Genomic DNA, 17,302 nt, shown 5'->3' on the forward strand with positions numbered 1-17,302 from the left:
CGTCAGGCAATGTCCTGAGCGCCGCACCCGATCGACTGGTCTGCGGCTGCTCCGGGCTGAGGCGGGAGCGTCTCGGAGCGGGTGGCGCGCATCAGCGCGAGTGCGGTGAGCGGTACGAGGGTGAAAGCGGCCGCCACCGTGCCGACCAGCGGGGGCCCTGCTTGTTCCAGCGGCGAGGTCAGGGCGGTGCCCGCCGCCCAGGAACCGATGGCGATGCCCACGTTGGGTGCCGCGCCGCTGAGGCCGGAGACGAGGGTGGGTGCGGAACCGGCGAAGCGCAGGGCCAGTGCGCCGAGCGCCGGGTTTGCGGCGAAGCCGGCCATCCCCATCAGTGTCACCAGGACGACGGCAGCCACAGGGCTGGTGGAGAGAAGGGTCAACAACAGCAGGACCAGCGTGGTCGTGGCGGCGGCCGTGAGGAGCGTGACAAGGGGGCGACGGTCGCCCAGGCGCCCGCCGACCGTGGTGCCCAGCAGGGCGCCCAGGCCGTAGCCGGTCAGGACCATGGGCACGGCCCCAGCGGAGATGTCGGCCCGTTCGGTGAGCAGGGGCGAGATGTAGGTGTACGTCGCCAGGACACCGCCCATCAGCAGCGTCATGGAACTCAGCGTCAGCCAGACCCGAACATCCCGCAGCGCGGCGAACTCGGCTCGGACGGAAGGCGCTTCGCGTCGCTCGTCGGCAGGGATGTACCGTCCGATGACCGCGGCTGCGCCGGCTGACAGCGCGGCCAGCACCCAGAACGGTCCGCGCCAGCCCGACAGCTGCCCCAGCCACGCGCCCAGCGGTACGCCGGCGACGGTGGCCACGGTCAGACCTCCCAGAAGCATGCCCAGGGTGCGTGACGTCGCTGCCGGCCCTGCCGCGGTCGTGGCCACGATCGCGCCGACGCACCAGAAGGTCCCGGTGGCCAGTGCAGTCACCACGCGGGCCGCGAGCACGAGAGCGAAGGACGAACTGAGCGCGGCGACCAGGTGGCCGAGGGCGAAGACGGCGAGCGCGAGGACCAGCGTGGAGCGCCGGGGCAGGTGCAGCGTCGCGACAGCCATCGCCGGTGCGCCGACGATCATGCCTGCCGCGAATGCCGTGATGAGCAGACCTGCCTGAGGCAGGGAGACATTCAGATCATCGGCGATATCGGGGAGCAGGCCCGCGATGACGAATTCGGTGGTGCCCATGAGGAATGTTCCGGCAGACAGCACGAATACGACGAAGGGCAGCTTGCGGGGTCGGCCGTCACTCGGGGGTGTCATTCGGTGGCGTTCTCCTTTCAGGGCGACGTGCGACCGCTGCAGGGTGGGGACGCCGTTGAGCATCGCACCGCACGGGCGTTCTGTGAGGGGGAGGAATTTCTCTCTGCTTTGTGGCGGAGCGGCAAAGTGATCTCCGCCGGCGAACGACTCCCGGTTCCCCCTAGCCGCCGATTGCGGACATCGGGCGGTCCGGCTGGACGAACGTCGGGTCGTCCAGGCCCGCGCCCGCCTTCTTGCCCCCCATCGCCACCTTCCAGATGCGGGCCATCTCCTCGTCCGGGGCTCCCGAGCGCAGGGCCGCGCGCAGGTCGGTCTCCTCCGTTGCGAACAGGCAGGTGCGGACCTGGCCGTCGGCGGTGAGGCGGGTGCGGTCGCAGGCTGAGCAGAAGGGGCGGGTGACCGAGGCGATGACGCCGACCACGTGCGGGCCGCCGTCCACCAGCCAGCGTTCCGCCGGGGCCGAGCCGCGCTTTTCGGAGCCCTCTTCCGTCAGGTCGAAGCGGGTGCGCAGGGAGGTGAGGATGTCGCCTGCGGTGATCATGCCGTCGCGCTTCCAGCCGTGCTGGGCGTCCAGGGGCATCTGCTCGATGAAGCGCAGCTCGTAGTCGTGCTCGACCGCCCAGGCCAGCAGGTCGGGGGCCTCGTCGTCGTTCAGGCCCGGCATCAGGACCGAGTTGACCTTCACCGGGGTCAGGCCCACCTCACGGGCCGCGTACAGGCCCTCGATGACGTCCTTGTGGCGGTCCCGGCGGGTGAGGGTCTTGAAGACGTCCGGGCGCAGGGTGTCCAGGGAGACGTTGACCCGGTCCAGGCCCGCCGCCTTCAGCGCGGTCGCGGTGCGCTTGAGGCCGATGCCGTTGGTCGTCAGCGACATCTGAGGGCGGGGCTCCAGGGCCGCCACCCGCTCCACCATGCCCACCAGGCCAGGGCGCAGCAGCGGCTCGCCGCCCGTGAAGCGGACCTCCTCGATGCCCAGCGAGGTGACCGCGATGTCGATCAGGCGGACGATCTCGTCGTCCGAGAGCAGATCGGGCTTGGCCAGCCACTGCAGGCCCTCCTCGGGCATGCAGTACGTACAGCGCAGATTGCACCGGTCGGTCAGCGAGACCCTCAGGTCCGTGGCCTGTCGGCCGTAGGTGTCGATCAGCACGTGCCTGAGACCATTCCTGCCCCGTGCGGCGCTGTCTTTGGCACCGCCCCGGAAACGCGGTGGATCGGGCCGCTGACCCGGACCAGAGGCAGGCCACTCGCTCCGCCGGCGTGGGCGATGATCTCGGCGGTGATGGAGATGGCCGTCTCCTCGGGGGTGCGGGCGCCGAGGTCGAGGCCGATCGGGGAGCGCAGCCGGGCCAACTGCTCCTCAGTGGCGCCGACTTCGCGCAGGCGGTCGAGACGTGCGTCGTGGGTCCGCCGGGAGCCCATGGCTCCGACGTAGCCGACGGGCAGGTCGAGGGCGAGCTGGAGCAGGGGGATGTCGAACTTGGCGTCGTGGGTGAGCACGCAGACGGCGGTACGGTCGTCCACGGCTGTCCGGGCCAGGTAGCGGTGGGGCCAGTCGACGACGACCTCGTCGGCGTGCGGGAATCGGGCTTCGGTGGCGAAGACGGGGCGGGCGTCGCACACGGTGACGTGATAGCCGAGGAAGCAACCGGCCTGGGCGAGGGCGGCGGCGAAGTCGATGGCGCCGAAGATGAGCATGCGGGGGCGGGTGGCGGCCGCGTGGACGAGGACGGTGAGCTTCTCGGGGCAGGTGTCGGTGTCTCCGCCGAGCGCGAGGAGAGCGGTGCGTCCGGTGCGCAGTTGCGCGGTGGCCCGGTCCGCTACCGCCCGGCCGGTAGCCCCCTCACCGAGCGCGCGGTCGGCGATCCAACCGTCGCCGAGGACGCTCAAAGTGGTGCCGAGCAATCCCTGGGGCCCGTCCACGACTTGGGCGACGGCAGCGGGCCGGCCCTCGGCCGCCTCGGCGAGCGCCGCGCCGAGATGCGGCTGGGCGGCCGGGTCGAGATGCTGTACGAGTACGTCGAGTTCGCCGCCGCAGGTCAGGCCCACTGCGAAGGCGTCGTCGTCGGAGTAGCCGAACCATGCACGCTGGGGGATGTCTCGGTGCTGGAGGACCTGGCGGCAGAGCTCGTACACCGCGCCTTCGACACAGCCGCCGGAGATGCTGCCGATGGCGTTGCCGTCCTCGTCCACCGCCACCGACGTACCGATGGGCAAGGGTGCGCTGCCGGTGACGTCGACGACCGTGGCCAGGGCGAAGGGGCGTTCCTCGCGGCACCAGCGGTGCAGTGTGTCCGCGATGTTCAGCATGGGGGTCTCCAGCACAGACGGTCGCTGTCGCAGATGGTGGGTCGGGCCGCCGCCGCGTCCACGGGGGCGCATGCGCGGCGGCGGCCCGGGGAGGTCCGGCAGCCGTACGGGGAGTTCGGCTGCCGGACCGTGCATGGAAGCGGTGTCGTCAGAGCAACGCCTCCGCGGTGATGGGCAGTTGGCGGATCCGTCGGCCGGTGGCGTTGAAGACCGCGTTGCCGATCGCGGCCGCCACACCGACCTGGACGACCTCGCCGAGTCCCTTGACGCCCAGCAGGTTGCCGGCGTTGTCCTCGCCCTCCAGGTAGATCGACCTGATCTCGGGGACGTCGGCGTTCACGGGTACGAGGTAGTCGGCGAGACTGGAGTTCACGATCCGCCCGTCGCGGTGGTCGGTGACCGTGTGCTCCAACAGTGCCTGGCCGATGCCGCCCACGATGCCGCCGAACGCCTGGCTCTCGGCGAGCTTGGGGCTGATGATCCGCCCCGCGTCGTACACGCCGAGCATTCTCCGCACCCGCACCAGGCCCAGGTCCGCGTCCACCGAGACCTCGGCGAAGGTCGCGCTGTAGGCGAAGTAGGCGGACCGCTCGGAGCCAGGTCCCTCGTAAGAACCGTTCGCCTCCAGACGGGAGCGGTCGTTGCGGGCCAGCAGGCTCTGGTAGGTCTCACCGCGCGCCGTGTCGTTCCGCACGTGCAGTCGGCCGTTGCGCACGACCACGTCGTCCGCGTTCACCCCGTACAGGGGTGACTCCCGGTCCTCCACGGCCAGCTTGATCGCCTGTTGCCGCACCTTGTCGCAGGCGTCGACGACGGCCGAGCCCACACTGGCCATGGTCGCCGAACCGCCGTGTGGCGAGGTGAACGGATACTCCGAGTCACCCAGCCGGAACGTGACCGTGCGCATGGTCAACCCGAGGGCGTCCGCGGCGACTTGGGTCTGGGACGTGTACGTGCCCGGCCCCATGTCGGTGGTAGCCGCCTCCACGACCGCTGTGCCGTCGGCGTCCAGCCGCGCCCTGGCCTGTGCCGGAAATCGCCCGCAGTCGTAGGCCCCGGCGGCCATGCCCAGGCCGATCAGCAGGTTCCCGTCCCGCGTGGAGCGCGGCTCGGGGTTGCGGCGGTCCCAGCCGAACTCGCGGGCGCCGACCGTATAGCACTCGCTCAGTCGCCGGGTGGAGAACGGCTCGTCGGTCGACTCGTCCTCGGCCGGTTCGTTGCGCCGGCGCAGCTCGATCGGGTCGATGCCGAGCTCGTCGGCGAGCTCGTCCATGGCCGACTCGATCACGAACGACGCGGGGGCGAAGCCGGGCCCGCGCATCCAGATCGGGGTGTTCACGTCCAACGGCACCTGCCGGTACGCCTGGCGGACGTTGGGCATGCTGTACATCATCTGGCCCGTGCCCAGAACGGCCTCGGAGAACGTCTCGTACGACGAGGTCTCGTGGTCGATGTCGTGGATCGCGGCGTTCAGCCGGCCGCGCCGGGTGCTGCCGAGGCGCAGCCGGTACTCGTAGGCCGGCCGGAATCCGGTGCCGAAGTACATCTGCTTGCGCGACAGCACCAGCTTCACCGGGCGCCGCGTCACCCGCGCGGCCAGCGCGGCGACGATCGTGTGCGGCCAGCAGCGCAGTCCACTGCCGAAGCCGCCGCCGACGAACGGGTTGATGACCCGCACCGCGTCCGCCGGGAGGTCGAAGACCGCGGCGATCTCGTCGTGCGTGCCCATCACCCACTGCGTCTTGTCCCACACCGTCAGCCGGTTGCCCTCCCAGCGGGCGACGGTGGCGTGCGGCTCCATCGGGTTGTGGTGGTTGCGCGCCAGTTCGTACTTCAGGTCCAGCCGTACGGCGGAGGAGCGCAGCCCTGCTTCCGCGTCCCCGCGCGCGTAGGGCGTCGGCTCGCCCGGCTTGGCCTTGGTGATGTCGGTCGAGGGCTTTTCGGCGTCGTAGCGGACCTTGACCAGGCTCGCGCCGTGCTGCGCGGCCTCCAGGGTGGCGGCCACCACCACGGCGACGGGCTGGCCGTGGAAGAGAACCCTGTCGTCCTGGAAGACCCGAAGTCTGCGTCCGGCCGGGTTGTTGGAGCCGGCGTTGTCGCGGTACGGCAGTTTCGGGGCGTTGCCGTGGTGGATCACCCGCAGCACGCCCGCGTGTTTCTCGGCGTCGCGTGTGTCGATGGACCTGATGCGGCCACGTCCGATGCTCGCGTCGACGATGACGGCGTGCACGGCACCCTTGATGTCATGTTCGGCGGCGTACTCCGCCTTGCCGGTGACCTTGAGCCGGCCGTCCACGCGGGACAGCGGCGCACCTACGGCTGCCTGCGGCTGGGAGCTCATTCCATTTCTCCTACAGTGCGCAGCTGGCGTTCGACGGTTCGCTTCAGGAGCTCGATCTTGAACCGGTTGTGCTCAAGGGGGCGGGCGCCGTCGGCCGCGTGACTGGCGGCCTCGGCCCACAGCCGGTCCGAGGGGCGCTCGCCGATCAGGGCCCGCTCGACGGCGGACAGCTTCCACGGCACCGTGGCCACGCCGCCGGCGGCGACCTTCGCCTCGCGGATCACGCCTCCGCGTACATGCAGCGCGACGGCCGCCGAGGCGAGCCCGAACGAGTAGGACTGCCGGTCGCGGATCTTCAGGTAGGCCGACTTGAGCGGGCGCGGATACGCCGGGATCTCGACCGCCGTGATCAACTCGCCCCGCCGGATGTTCTGTTCGTGCTGCGGGGTGCTGCCGGGCCGGAGCAGGAAGTCGGCGAAGGGGAGGCTGCGCTCCTTGCCGTCCGGGGCCTGCAGGTGGACCGTCGCCTCCAGGGCGGTGAGGGCCACGGCGAAGTCGGAGGCGTGGACGGCCACGCAGTGATCGGAGCCGCCGAGGATCGCGTGGCCGCGGTTGTAGCCCTGCAAGGCGGCGCAGCCGGAGCCGGGCTCGCGCTTGTTGCAGTCGGCGGTCACATCGCGGAAGTACGTGCAGCGGGTGCGCTGCATGATGTTGCCGCCGATGGTGGCCATGTTGCGCAGCTGGGCCGAGGCGCCTCGCAGTGCCTGGGCGGCCACCGGGTAGAGGGAGTTCAGCTTGACGTCGGCGGTCACCACGGCCATCGGGGACAGGGCGCCGATGCGGATGCCGCCGCCCTTGGTGGCGGTGATCTCACGCAGGGGCAGGGCGCTGATGTCGACCATCGTGTCGGGGGTCTCGACGTTCTCGCGCATCAGGTCGACCAGCGTGGTGCCGCCGGCGATGTAGCGGCCGCCGCGTCTGCCGGCGTCCAGGGCTTCCCGGACGCTGTTCGCGCGGGTGTAGGCGAAGGGATACACGGGGCCGCTCCTTACTTGCGGGCGGCGGTCTGCTCGACCGCGCGCACGATCTTGACGTAGCAGCCACAGCGGCAGACGTTGCCGCTCATGTACTCCCGGATCTCTTCCGGGGAGTTGGTGTGGCCCTCCTGGATGCAGCCGACGCCGGACATGATCTGGCCCGGAGTGCAGAACCCGCACTGGAAGGCGTCCTCGTCGATGAACGCCTGCTGCAACGGGTGCAGTTCGTCGCTCTTGGCCAGGCCCTCGATCGTGGTGACCTCGGCGCCCTCCAGCCGAACGGCCAGCGTCAGGCAGGAGTTGACCCGCTGTCCGTCGACCAGCACCGTGCACGCCCCGCAGGCCCCGGCGTTGCAGCCCTTCTTGGAGCCGGTCAGGTCGAGGTGCTCGCGCAGCAGGTCAAGGAGCGAGGTGCGGTTGTCCACCGTCACCGTGCGGCGAGTGCCGTTGACCGTCAGGGAGACCCGGCTGGAGGGCGCCGGTTCCGCTGCGGTGGCTTCCTTTGAGCCGGCGAGGAGCGTCCCTCCGGCCACCACGGCACCGCTCACCACGACACCGGTGGCGATGACGGTACGCCGACTGGGCCCCGAGGGGGACTCACCCGATTCGGTCGAGGGTGGAACTGCGGATTCAGAGAGGTCAGCAGACATACGTACGCCTTCGCATCACGGACGGGACAGACGTGAACAACAGCGGGGCAGCAGGCGTGGGATCAACACCGCCGCGAGGAAAGGGCGACCCTGCGCCTTGGCAGGGCGGCTGGTCACGCCGGAAGTCTTGCACCACAGGCGTCACTCATGGCAGGGAGGGTTTTATCCCCCCTTGCTTTTCCTTGGTCACCCCTTGGTCTTTCCGTCCGCAAGTAAGCGCTGAATGAAGGAGGCGGGCCGTCGAAGGTGCGGCAAGTCGTCGTCCCTGTTGATCAGAGACTCAAAGGGTTCTCTTCGAGGGGGTAGCGGACGTGGGGGCCGCCGAAGTAGCCGCGGACGGTGTGGGGCTGGCGCTGGCGGCGGTGGAAGAACCTGCGGGTCTCGGCTGCGAGTTGGGCCTGGTTGCGGGCCCTGCTGCTCATGGGCAGGCTTCGTTTGAGGTCGGCGTTGACGAGTTCGTCGGGGTTCAGATCGGGTGAGTACGAGGGCAGGAAGTGCAGCTCGATCCTGTCGGCGTGGTCGGCCGGCCATGTGCGGACCGCGCGGGAGCGGTGTGCGGAGTGACCGTCCACCACGAGGTGGATCTTGCGGTCGAAGTAGCCGATGAGCCGGTCGAGGAAGCGGCACATGACCTTCGCGTCGAAGGTCTCGGTGAACACCATGAAGTGCATCCGGCCCTTCGTGCTGATCGCGGACATCGCATTCACGGAGAACCGGTTGCCGGTGCGGCGCACGACGGGGGTACGGCCCTTCTCGCCCCAGGTGCGACCGGTGACCTGATCGGAACGGATGCCGACCTGGTCGGCGAACAGCACCTCACCGTTCTCGGCCTTCGCCGTCGCCCGGATCGCCGGCCATGTCACCTCCAGCCAGGTCCGCACCGCCTCCGGGTTCTGCTCGACCGCGCGCTTGTCGGGCCGCTGGAACGACAGTCCCCGGCGCCGCAGGTACTTGCCCACCCCGGGCTCGGTCATCCGCACCCCATCCGCACCCCATCCGCACCCGATACAGCTTCGCGATCAGCTCACCCACCTGGCCACGCGTCCACAGCTGGCCACGAAGACCCAGGTCACACGGCAAGTGATCCAAAATCGCCTGCCGCACCGCCGCCTGCTCGGCCCCGGACAGCACCTGATGCTCACCCACGCGCCGCCCACGCGGACGCGCCCTCAGCGCCTCTCGCCCACCGGCCTGCCACTTCGCCCACCAGCCGTCCACCGCCTTGAGCGAGACCTTGAACACCGCCGCGACGTCCTCGCGGTCCCGGCCCTCCACCAGCGCGGCCACCGCCCGCAGCCGCAACGCTTCCTGCGCCGACGGCGACAACTGCCGTGCGTCAAACACCAGTTCACTCACGCAGCGTTCAACGACCCAGAATGCTCACCGTTTCGGATCAATAGCAGAGGAGCGAAGGAGGTGTCATGGCCGGTGCGAACCACCGATAATCACGTGGTTGAGTTGCCTGGATTCACGGACGTCGGCCGCGGTGTCGGCGTGTGAACCTTGGCCGAGTTCTCGTACATGCGCCTGAGAGCACACAGAAATTTCGGTCGTGGTGGTCATGGGCGCCCTGTTCGGCACCACCACCCACCACCGCACGGCACTGTCCCGCTCCGGGATCGGTGCAGGCTCCATGCCGTTGGCTCCAGCCGATGGTCAGGGCTGCTGAAGAGCGTGGTGGCTGACCACGTGCTCGTGGGGCGGGTTTCGCCGGTCGCGGCGTGGAGGCGCTGGTCGTTGAACCAACCGGCCCGTCCACGGTGCCGATCGAGGCGTCAACGCCCAGCCTCGATCGGGTGTGCGGTGAACGCGAAAGTCGTGTATTGACCGCCCGAATCCGAATGGTGAGCAGTCCCGTCGCGCCTAGTCCAACGACCGTTCTGATTGCGAGAGCCGATCCTTTTCTCTTTCGTCCTGGCATCCCTTGTTGGACATCTGGCCTGTATGACAGGGTGGTTCACGCTTGGAACAATCCGTATCCGGCGTACCGGCTCACACGGGTCGTGGCGTTGCCCGCTCCCCCACAAGGCGGTCGCGCGGCATCGCCCGGGCGGTCACCACCTCCACCCCTCCCTCTCCGCACGGCCACACCAGGTCCGCGCTGCTGCTAGTTCCCGCATCGGCCCGGGATGAGGCTGCCCAGCGCGCCCTGGGAGAAGGAAAGCCCCTGTGTCTTTCGCTCACCCGTTTCCCGCAAGCCCGGCTCCCGACCCCGAGACCGCTCCAGGAATGTCCGACGACGCCCTCGTCGCCGCGCTGAGGATGTCCCGGACCATCGAGGGCACAACGCCAGTCGCGGCGTTGATCGCGCGACACGGCCCTTCAGTCTCCGAATATGCGGAGATCTGCGCCTCCGGTTCATCCGTCATTGCGCGAGCGCTCGCCGCTGCGGCGTTCCGCCATGTGGTGCAAGGCCTCCAAAGAGCCGGGTCCACTGATGCCCTGCGCCCTCGCCTGCTCGTCGCCGTACGGGACACCGCGCGTGCGCGCTCACAGACCGGCAACATTTCGGGGCTGTCGTACGACCAGGCCGGGGCCGCCGACAGCGGCAGGCCCCCACCCCATTCGGTCGCCGAGAATCGGCACCTGAGCCAGGTCGCTTTTCTGCGGCTCCCGAGGACCACGCAGTACGTTCTGTGGCATCTGGACGTGGAAGCCGAATCATCGGCCGTTCCTGCAGCCTTGCTCGGAATCGAAGGAGACATACCGCCCTTCGAGTTGGACCGGGCCCGGGAGCAATGGCGTTCGGCGCTCCTGCGCACGCATGTCGAGAATGCAGCGGGAAGAGAGTGCCGGGACTACAGCCGCCTCCTCGACGCGCCCTCACACGGTGCCGGTACGACGCTGCCCGAGGTGCAACTGCATCTGGATCAGTGCTCCTACTGCCAGGACACCGCCGAACAGCTCAGGCTCTGCGCCACGAGACCGGGCGTACTGCTGGCGGAAGCGCTGCTCGGCGAGCGCGCTCACCCCTATCTGGCTGCTTGCCGGGCACGCCCTTCGCGCACAGTGCCCGTTGCCGCGACCGCCGAGGGAGCCCACGCCCGGCCCTCGGACACCCCGCAGAAGCCACAGAAGCCGGCAAGGAAGGGAAGGCCTGGCTCCACCCGCAAGGGCATGAAGATCTTCGTCGCCGGGATCGCCGCGAGTTCGGCCGCTGTCGCGGCAGCAATCGTCGTGGCCGGCACTTCGTCCGACACCACCGCACCGGCTCCGGCGACACAGCGGCCTACGCCCACGCCGTCACCCTCCTCCCCCACGACCTCGACCGCCCTCCCTGTCCCCCCGGGGAGCGGCCGACTGCGCAATGCGGCCGCGGACCTGTGCATGGACGTCCGGGGAGCGCAGCCCGAGCGTGGCGCGGAGGCCACCCTGTCCGCCTGCTCAGCCGCCAGCACGCAGCGGTGGACCTACGTCGAGGACGGGCTTCTGCGCAACCTCGCCGAACCGGATCTGTGCCTGGACGCCGGCGGGGACGACGAAGTGCTGGATCTGGAGTACTGCGACTCCTCGGGCGACGTCTCGTTCGGGCTCCGCTTCGAGCTGAGCCCCGAAGGAGAACTCCTCACCCGCGACGAGAGAAACCTCGTGATCGCCCCCGCCTCGCCCGACACCGGCACCGTTCTGGTACCAAGTCCCCGCAATGGAGAGGCGGAACAGAGATGGCTGGTCGAGCCGGTCCCGGGAGCATCCACACTCCAGTCCGCGACTTGAGACTCGCCGGTACCGAACACGGCCTCACAGCGACCCCGGCAGGGGCGGACACCATGACGCGTCGGCTCTTGGCCCCGGCCCGGACGGACCAGCACATCCAGTTGTTCCTGCTCCCGCAGCACCTGCAACAGCTTCAACGGCGCCTACGCCCAGGACATCCTCGCGGAGACGCGGACGGCGATCGACGCGGGGGTGAATGGTGCCGGGACCACCGATGAAGAGGCGGCGGTCGAGGGGCTACCACGTGCTGGACGAGTGGTGCGTGCAGTAGCTTCATGGCGTGTCCACGCCCCCGCCGCAGCGGTCTCCCACGACCCAGCCGTACCTCCTGCCGCCTCCCCGGCAGAAGAAGAGCCGGGTCGGTGTCGTCCTGGGGGTCGTATCGTTGGCCGATGCGAGAGCAAAGACCACAGAAGAACTGGGCTCGACAAGAGGTGGTCAGAGCCAGTCCCGCCGCCTGAAAATTAAGTACAAACTGACACAAACCACCCCCATCAGGCCGATGGCAAAGGGGTATCCGAAGCTCCAGCTCAACTCGGGCATGTGCTTGAAGTTCATGCCGTAAATCGTTCCCACCAGTGTGGGAGCAAACAGGATCGCCGCCCACGACGAGATCTTCTTGATCTCCTCGTTCTGTTCGAAGCCCGCCTCCGCCAACGCCCGCATCTCCGCGTTCTGTTGCTGGGTGACCAGGGTGGCGTTCACGGTGAGGATGTCGGTGAGGGCCTGGCGGTAGCCGTCGACGCGTTCGCTGGTGTGGGTGACGTGGTCGGCGACGTCGCGGAGGTAGCGCTGGAGTTCGTCGTCCGTCTCGTACTTGGCGAAGCCGGCCATGAGGCCGTGGAGCATGCCGACGAGGGGGCGCGTGGCGCGCTGGAACTCGACCATCTCGCGGGAGAGTTCGTAGATGCGGCGGGAGACCTCCGGGTCGCCGCGGAAGACCTCCGTCTCGATCTCGTCGACGTCGTTCTGCACACCGGCGACGACGGGCGCGTACCCGTCGACCACCGCGTCGAGGATGGCGTAGAGGACCGCCTCGGGGCCGAGCTTCAGCAGCTCCGGGGTCTCCTCCATCCGTCGGCGGACGGCCGACAGGTCGGGTGCCGCGCCGTGCCGGACCGTGATGACGAAGTCCGGCCCCACGAAGACGTGCAACTCGCCGAAGTCCACCTCCTCGGAGGCGTCGAGGTAGCGGGCGGCGCGCAGGACGACGAAGAGGGTGTCGCCGTAGCGCTCCAGCTTGGGGCGTTGATGGGCCTCCATCGCATCCTCGACGGCGAGCGGGTGGAGGTCGAACTCGGCGGCCAGGGAGAGGAGTTCGGCCTCGGTCGGGCGGGCCAGCCCGATCCACGCCATGCCGGCCGGTGCCTCCCGCAGCTCGCGGAAGGTGTCCGCGAGTGTGGCGGGGGAGGCGACGCGTACGCCGCCCTGGTACAGGGCCGCCTCCACCACGCTGGCCGCCCGCTCGGCCGTGGTCGCCGCCGGATCCGGGTGCGGTGCCGTGGGCTCGGCGGGTGGTGTCGACGGAGGGGGCAGGGCGCGACGCCAGCCGCCCTTCCGGCCGCCCTTCGAGGCTGGACCGGTGCTCTTCGCGGCCGGGCGGGCGCGTCGATCGGCCATCGTGGATGCCTCCCGCGTTGCGCGTACACGTACGACTGTGTGATCACCGAGCAGGATATACGGGGCAAACGCCGCGGGGGTCGGTGAGGGGGGGCGGGAGGTGGAGGGGGTGGAGAAGCACGTGAGGTGGGGGAGGTGGGGGAGGTGAGGATGCAGGAGGCGGGGAAGCAGGCAGGGTGGCGGGGAACCGGGTACCCGGCCGGACCGGACGTGGGGCCGGGCGGGGAGTGGGGAGCCAGGGAATCGCGGACGGGATGAGCCGTGGCGCTCTCGGCGGTTCGAACGCGGACCGCATCAGGACTGTCGCGGACAGAACCTGTCCGCGATCCCCGCTAGCGTGCGCACCATGACGAACAAGGCGAACCAGACCGCTCCCCGGCTCGGCACCCACGCCCTCAACCGCGCGACCCTGGCCCGCCAACTCCTCCTGCACCGGGCGCCCGTGTCCGCACCCGCCGAGGCCGCCCCTACCGAGGCCGCCCCTACCGAGGCCGCCTCCACCAAAGCCACCGGTTCGGCGGCCCAGCCCCCGCCCATGTCCGTCCACGACGCCGTCACACACCTCCTCGGGCTCCAGGCGCAGAACGTACGGCCGCCGTACTACGCGCTCGCCGCCCGACTGGACGGCTTCGCGCCCGAGCAGCTCTCGGCGCTGATGGCCGACCGGGACGTCGTACGCATCGTCACCATGCGGTCCACGATCCACACGCACACCGCGGAGGACTGCCTCAGCCTGCGGCCGTTGGTGCAGCCGGCCCGGGAGCGGGAACTGAACCTGTTCCGCAAGGGGCTGGCCGGGGTCGATCTCGACCGGCTCGAAGTGATCGCGCGGGAACTGGTCGAGGCCGAACCGCGCACCCTGAAGCAGTTGCGTGAAGCGTTGATCGTGGAGTGGCCCGACGCCGACCCGTTCGCCCTCGGTGTCGCCGCGCGCTGCAGGCTGCCGCTCGTCCAGGTCACCCCGCGCGGCCTGTGGGGCAGGAGCGGGCAGGTCGCCCTGACCACCGCCGAGCACTGGCTCGGCCGCCCCGCCGAACCCGCCCCGGCGCCCGAGACCGTCGTCCGGCGCTATCTCGCCGCCTTCGGGCCCGCCTCCGTCAAGGACATGCAGAGCTGGGCCGGACTGACCCGCCTGCGCGAGGCGTTCGAGCGGCTGCGCCCGGAGCTGCTCGTCTTCCGCGACGACAGCGGCACCGAACTCTTCGACCTGCCGGACGCGCCCCGCCCCGACCCGAAGACCCCGGCCCCGCCCCGGCTGCTCCCCGAGTTCGACAACCTGCTCCTCTCCCACGCCGACCGCTCCCGCGTGGTGCCGCCGGACCTCAAGGGCCGTTCCTGGCAAGGGAATCAGGCCCATCGCACCTTCCTCGTCGACGGCTTCCTGGCCGGCCTGTGGAAGCTCGACGCCGACGTCCTCACCCTCGAACCCTTCGGCCGCCTCACCCAGGGGCAGCGGGCCGACCTGGTGACGGAGGCGGAGCGCACGCTCACCACGCTGCACGGGGACGGGGGCGGCGCCCACGACGAGGGTGGAGCGCACGACATCCGATTCGGCACCGTGGCCACGTGACACCCGGCACGCACCCGGACATTGGAGAGGGGGCGCCGCGAACCGCTCGTGGCAGGTTCGCGGCGCCCCCTGGCAGTTCCTGAGGAAGTACCTCAGGAGTCTGTCGGCTCGCGCCCGGCCTCGGCTACGAGGCGATCTGGGCGGCCACCGTGTTGGAGAAGGTGGTCAGCCGGGTGTAGATGCCGGGGTACTGCGCGTCGGCGCAGCCGTAACCCCAGGAAACTATGCCTGCCAGGACGCCCCCGATCATCAGGGGACCGCCGCTGTCGCCCTGGCAGGTGTCAACGCCGCCGGATGAGTAACCGGCGCAGACCATGGAGCTCGCGACGAACTCGGAGCCGTACGAGCTGGAGCTGCCGCAGACCGAGTCGGCCACGACCGGAACGGTCGCGGTGCGCAGCTGGTTGGAGGAGGAACCGCCTGAGGACGTGGTGCCCCAGCCGATGATGCGGGCGGTGGTGCCGGCCGCGTAGACGCTCGTCTGCGAGGAGCTGACGTAGGACGCCGTGGTGTACGGCTGCGCGACCGCCAGCGTCAGCACGGCCACGTCGCTGGTCATCGTGGAGCTGTTGTAGCTCGGGTGGATCCAGATCTTGCTGAGCGTGCTGACGGTGCCGTTCGTGCCGTTGCGGTAGGTACGGCCACCGACGACACGGGTGTTGGAGGTGGTTCTGCCGACCATGCAGTGGGCGGCGGTGATCACCTTGGTGGGGGACACGAGGGTGCCACCACAGAACTGGCTCTGCGAGGCGTTCGTGATCTGCATGACGTACGGGTACGCGCTCGCGGTGGTGGTCGTACCACCCACGATGGGCTGGGGAGCGGCGACGGCGCCGGGGGCGGTGAGCAGCGCGGCCGCGGCGGCGGCAGCGGTGGCAGCGGCGGCGATCATCGACTTCTTGACGCGGTTGAACCCGAACATGGTTCTCCTTGTGGGGGAGTTGCCGGTGGGGGACGCGCGGGTGGGGGTTAGGTGCACAGAGCCTGCGGTGCCGCCCCCGCTCGGGGGAGCCGAGCGGGGGCGGCGGGCCGGTCTGTGTGCCCTGGCGTGCGGCACGTCACAAAAAATAGGAGCCGGAGTGATCCTCTCCCAAGGGGGGATCCCCCTAGGCGAGTTGGGGAGGGAAAACCCTCGATGACCCGGGCCGGGGTTTGAGCCTAGGCTGGAGCCGCAAGGCCGCTGCGCGCACTTGGTCCGCCGAAGCAGGACGGACGGGAGTGTGACGACAGGGCCCAGGTCCCGGGAGGGGCTCGTCAGCCGGTCCCGGGGAGGTCAGTTCGTACGGTGTCCCGCCGCCAGACGCACGATGTCCACACGCGACCGGATGCCCAGCTTCCGGTAGACGCGGGTGAGTGTCGCCTCGACCGTCTTCACGCTGATGTACAGCCGGCCGGCGATCTCCCGGTTGGTCGCACCCTCCATGACCAGCTCCGCGACCTGGCGTTCGGTCGCCGCGAGCGCGGCGAGGGCGTCCAGCGCCGACGGAGCGATCGCGGGCTGCTGCGGGGGCGCCGGGGTGACCGAGGCCTCCTCCACCTGACGCAGCCACGGCAGCGCACGGCAGCGGCGGAACAGCCGCGACGCCTCGTCGTACGAGCCCGGACCGGACACGGGCGTCGTCCCCGGACGGGCGAGACCGAGAGTCTGCGGGAGCGTGCGCAGCCCCGCCAGGGCGTACGCGGCCCGCGCCTCCTCAAGGCCGTAGCCCAGCTTCGCCAGCCGGTCCTGCGCCGACGTCAACTGCCGTACGGCGGCGTCCTGTTCACCTCGCGCCGCCCGCACCAGCGCCTCGGCCCGGTCGAGGACGGCGAGCACGCTCTCCCGCCCGAGCCGCAGCGCCTGCTGCCGGGTGACGTCGACGACGTCCTGCGCCTCCGCCAACTCGCCCACCCGCACCAGGGCTTCGGCGAGATCGCCGTGCCACCGGCCGCGCGCGGGGTCGTTGATGCCGAGTCCTTCCTCCAACTCCCTCACCCGGCGCAGGGACTGCACCGTGCCGGGTGCGTCCCCCGTCACCAGCTGGGCGTGCCCCAGGGCGCCCAGGGCGCGGGAGAGGTACATCAGGTCGCCGTCCTGCTCGGCGCGGTCGGCGGCCTCGCGGGCGAGCGCCCGGGCCCGCTCCACGTCACCACCGGCGGCTTCCGCGAGCGAGGTGAGCATGGCGGACGCGCCCTCGCCGATGCCGGCGTCACGGGCGAGGACATAGCCCTCGCGGGCGAGGTCGAGGGCCCGGCCGCAGTGCCCGGAGCGCAGTTCGGTCTCGGCGAGGAAGCGCACGTAGTGCACCTCGCTCTCGACCATGCCGCGCCGCCGCACCTCACGCAGCAGCGAGGTGATCGTCGCGCGGGCCTCACCGAGCTGGTCGCTCATCATCAGCCAGCGGAAGCGGGTCGCGCCCGCCCCGTTGTGGTGGCAGGCGAGCTGCGGGTCCTGCGGTTCCTTCAGGGCCCGCTTGATCGTCATGGGGGCGTCCGGGTGGCCCATCAGTATCTCGGCCTGTGCCTGGAAGGCGAGCGCGAGCAGCTCGGTGCGCCGGTCCTCGGCCCGCGCCGCCAGCTCCGCCGCCCGCGCGGCCTCCTCCCGGCTCTGGGCGAAGTCGCCTTCGAGGACCAGGGCGCGCCAGGCCAGCTGGTAGCGGACCAGGCCGAGCAGCCGCGGGTCGTCGCCCGCGTCGGCGAGGACCTGCGGGTAGACGGCGTCGACCTCGGCGAGCGACTGCCCGGCCGCGTCGATCACCACCATCCAGGCCCGGACCCGCTCGGCCGGGTCGGCGGCCCGGCTCAGCACGTCACGGGCGATGTCCCGGCCGAGGTCGGTCTCCCCGGCGGTCAGCGCGTTCTCGGCGGCCTGCAACCGCCGCTCGTCG

Annotated in this window: 12 protein-coding genes and 1 pseudogene; 2 read left to right on the plus strand and 11 right to left on the minus strand. The window is 70.3% G+C overall.

Going from position 1 to position 17,302, the window contains the following annotated elements:
* Positions 1 to 2 precede the first annotated feature (2 nt).
* From AWZ10_RS30945 to AWZ10_RS55850, 8 genes and pseudogenes are all read right to left on the minus strand, one after another.
* Positions 3 to 1,253 carry an MFS transporter gene (locus tag AWZ10_RS30945; RefSeq protein WP_060892616.1) on the minus strand — a complete coding sequence of 417 codons (1,251 nt, stop codon included), beginning with the start codon at positions 1,251 to 1,253 and terminating at the stop codon, positions 3 to 5.
* 160 nt (positions 1,254 to 1,413) lie between these two features.
* Positions 1,414 to 2,403, minus strand: coding sequence for a GTP 3',8-cyclase MoaA (gene moaA, locus AWZ10_RS30950; RefSeq protein ID WP_046705134.1), 990 nt, complete (start codon positions 2,401 to 2,403; stop codon positions 1,414 to 1,416).
* Entirely contained in the window at positions 2,397 to 3,563 is a 1,167-nt protein-coding gene (locus tag AWZ10_RS30955; RefSeq protein WP_046705133.1) for an XdhC family protein, read from the minus strand. The genes moaA and AWZ10_RS30955 overlap by 7 nt, the downstream gene beginning before the upstream one ends.
* Before the next feature lie 148 nt (positions 3,564 to 3,711).
* The gene (locus tag AWZ10_RS30960) at positions 3,712 to 5,904 is read right to left on the minus strand and encodes a xanthine dehydrogenase family protein molybdopterin-binding subunit (protein WP_060892617.1); all 2,193 of its coding nucleotides are present in this window, start codon (positions 5,902 to 5,904) and stop codon (positions 3,712 to 3,714) included.
* Positions 5,901 to 6,881, minus strand: a complete 981-nt coding sequence (locus AWZ10_RS30965) for an FAD binding domain-containing protein (protein WP_046705131.1) — start codon at positions 6,879 to 6,881, stop codon at positions 5,901 to 5,903. The genes AWZ10_RS30960 and AWZ10_RS30965 overlap by 4 nt, the downstream gene beginning before the upstream one ends.
* An 11-nt stretch (positions 6,882 to 6,892) precedes the next feature.
* Complete coding sequence (locus AWZ10_RS30970) at positions 6,893 to 7,531, minus strand: (2Fe-2S)-binding protein (RefSeq protein WP_060892618.1); 639 nt, start codon at positions 7,529 to 7,531, stop codon at positions 6,893 to 6,895.
* Positions 7,532 to 7,803: 272 nt separating this feature from the next.
* Complete coding sequence (locus AWZ10_RS30975; protein WP_425264513.1) at positions 7,804 to 8,505, minus strand: IS630 family transposase; 702 nt, start codon at positions 8,503 to 8,505, stop codon at positions 7,804 to 7,806.
* Positions 8,506 to 8,737: 232 nt separating this feature from the next.
* Positions 8,738 to 8,887 (minus strand): annotated as a pseudogene (locus AWZ10_RS55850) (IS630 family transposase); the annotation flags it as partial.
* 1,326 nt (positions 8,888 to 10,213) lie between these two features.
* Here AWZ10_RS55850 and AWZ10_RS48355 point away from each other — a divergent pair.
* On the plus strand, positions 10,214 to 11,245 hold the full coding sequence (locus AWZ10_RS48355; RefSeq protein ID WP_159058399.1) for an RICIN domain-containing protein: 1,032 nt from the start codon (positions 10,214 to 10,216) through the stop codon (positions 11,243 to 11,245).
* 438 nt (positions 11,246 to 11,683) lie between these two features.
* Here AWZ10_RS48355 and AWZ10_RS30985 read toward each other — a convergent pair whose 3' ends face one another.
* Positions 11,684 to 12,865, minus strand: a complete 1,182-nt coding sequence (locus AWZ10_RS30985; protein WP_046705128.1) for a magnesium and cobalt transport protein CorA — start codon at positions 12,863 to 12,865, stop codon at positions 11,684 to 11,686.
* Between the two features lie 346 nt (positions 12,866 to 13,211).
* On the opposite strand from AWZ10_RS30985, the gene AWZ10_RS30990 reads away from it, so the two are divergent.
* Positions 13,212 to 14,435, plus strand: a complete 1,224-nt coding sequence (locus AWZ10_RS30990) for a winged helix DNA-binding domain-containing protein (RefSeq protein ID WP_060892620.1) — start codon at positions 13,212 to 13,214, stop codon at positions 14,433 to 14,435.
* 124 nt (positions 14,436 to 14,559) lie between these two features.
* Here the strand turns inward: AWZ10_RS30990 and AWZ10_RS30995 are convergent, their stop codons facing one another.
* On the minus strand, positions 14,560 to 15,357 hold the full coding sequence (locus AWZ10_RS30995; protein WP_046709847.1) for a S1 family serine peptidase: 798 nt from the start codon (positions 15,355 to 15,357) through the stop codon (positions 14,560 to 14,562).
* Positions 15,358 to 15,708: 351 nt separating this feature from the next.
* Positions 15,709 to 17,302, minus strand: a 1,594-nt coding sequence (locus AWZ10_RS31000; RefSeq protein WP_167366004.1) for a helix-turn-helix transcriptional regulator, incomplete at its 5' end; no start/stop codon positions are given.

This window comes from Streptomyces europaeiscabiei (genome assembly GCF_001550375.1).
Lineage (GTDB): Bacteria > Actinomycetota > Actinomycetes > Streptomycetales > Streptomycetaceae > Streptomyces > Streptomyces europaeiscabiei.